Genomic DNA, 1,860 nt, shown 5'->3' on the forward strand with positions numbered 1-1,860 from the left:
GGTGGGGAGTCAGCGCAGAACCGGCGAGGGGTCAGGCTGCGGCTCCTAGGACATTGTCCCCGATCGCGCCAGGTCCTGGCCAACCGCACGGAAGCTTCTGTGCGTTCGTCCCAACAGGACACCCCGCCACCTGTGTCTTCGGCCAAGGCCGATGGCGCGCGCCGAGTCACCGACAATCCGAGCCGTCTGGACAATTTTTCTTTTCGGTGAGACGGTGGAGCCATGTTGGACGTGACGGTGATCGAGGACCCGGCGGCGGCGGAGGTCTCGCTGGCTCCGGTACGGGCCCGGCTACTGGCCGAGCTGGCCGCCGAGCCCGCCTCGGCCGCGATGCTGGCCCCCCGGGTCGGCCTGGCGCGGCAGAAGGTGAACTACCACCTCAAGGCCCTGGAGCGGCACGGCCTGGTCGAGCTGGCCGGTGAGCGCAGGAAGGGCAACGTGACCGAGCGGCTGATGCGCGCCACCGCCGCCTCGTACGTGATCTCCCCCGCCGCGCTGGCCGCGGTCGAGCCGGACCCGGCGCGCTTCCGGGACCAGCTCTCGGCGCGCTGGCTGCTCGCGGTCGCCGCCCGCCTCGTACGCGACGTGGGCACGCTGATCACGGGCGCGGCGAAGGCCCGTCAGCGGCTGGCGACCTTCGCACTCGACGGCGAGGTGCGGTTCGCCTCGGCGGCCGAACGGGCCGCTTTCGTCGAGGAGTTGACGAACGGCGTGAGCGCCCTGATCGCCAAGTACCACGACGAGTCCGCCGAGGGGGGCCGACCCCACCGGATCGTGGTGGCCGTCCACCCCAAGGTCAAGCCCAAGACCGAGACCGACGCCGGCTCCGACACCGGGACCGGTGCCGGAGCCGAGGACCGGCCCGGGATCGCGTCCGGCGCCGCCGAGTCCGGCACCCCCGACGTACACACCGCACCCGAGGAGTAACCATGTCCAAGGAATTCGAGATCGTCCGCGAGTTCGCGGTGGACGCGGAACCGCAGCAGGTCTGGGACGCGTTCACCACCGGCACGGCGGGGTGGCTGTGGCCGATGGAGTACGAGGAGGGCGAGGGCGGCGGCGCCCCGTTCGGCGGCTCGGTCACGGTCTGGGATCCGCCGCACCGGCTGGTCGACCGGGTCGAGGACCCGGCCCTGCTGCCGCCCGTGCAGTCGCTCAACCAGCTGGAGCGCGTCATCGAACCGCGCGAGGGCGGCGGCTCCTGGGTCCGCTATGTGCACAGCGGCATCTTCGTCGAGGACTGGGACAGCCAGTACGACGGCGCCGCCAAGCACACCGACTTCTACCTGCACACCCTCCGGCAGTACCTGGAGCACTTCACCGGCCGCCCCGCCACGCACTCCTCCGCCGAGGGGCCCGCGGCCTCCGGCGCGCCCGGCTCGCTCGACGCGGTCGGCCGCGCGCTCGGCCTGGCGGACGGCGCGCAGCCGGGCGGCCGCGTGCGGGTCGAGTTGCCGGGGGCGGCGCCCTTCGACGCCGTCGTGGACTACCGCAACGCGTACTTCCTCGGGCTGCGCGGCGAGGACGCGCTGTACCGCTTCTTCGGCAGGGGCGCGTGGGGCGCGCCCGTCGAGGTCGTCGTGCACGGCTTCGGGGCGGACGCCGACCCGAAGGAGACCGGGCGCGTCTGGCAGGAGTGGATCAACGGCGTGTTCGCGTAAGGCGGCTGGGCCCTCGTCGACCTTGCGATCGGGCCCCCGTCCGGCCCCCGTCGGCCCTGCAGTCAGGCCCCGTCGGGCCCCAGGCCTGAGCCCTCGCCGACCCTGCGGTCGGGCACCCGTCCGGCCCCACGCCTGGGCCCTCGTCCGGCCCCGTGCCGAGCCCCCGGCCCGCGATCGGGCCACGGACCCACGGTTGGCC

General features: G+C 73.6%; 2 protein-coding genes. Both read left to right on the forward strand.

The window, feature by feature from the left end; all coding sequences use genetic code 11:
- The first annotated feature begins 222 nt into the window (after positions 1-222).
- The gene (locus AOK16_RS23095; RefSeq protein ID WP_079101684.1) at positions 223-927 is read left to right on the forward strand and encodes an ArsR/SmtB family transcription factor; all 705 of its coding nucleotides are present in this window, start codon (positions 223-225) and stop codon (positions 925-927) included.
- A gap of 2 nt (positions 928-929) precedes the next feature.
- Positions 930-1,661 carry an SRPBCC family protein gene (locus AOK16_RS23100; protein ID WP_055474077.1) on the forward strand — a complete coding sequence of 244 codons (732 nt, stop codon included), beginning with the start codon at positions 930-932 and terminating at the stop codon, positions 1,659-1,661.
- The last annotated feature ends 199 nt before the right edge of the window (positions 1,662-1,860 follow it).

The organism is Streptomyces pathocidini (assembly GCF_001418495.1).
In the GTDB taxonomy this organism is placed as follows: domain Bacteria; phylum Actinomycetota; class Actinomycetes; order Streptomycetales; family Streptomycetaceae; genus Streptomyces; species Streptomyces pathocidini.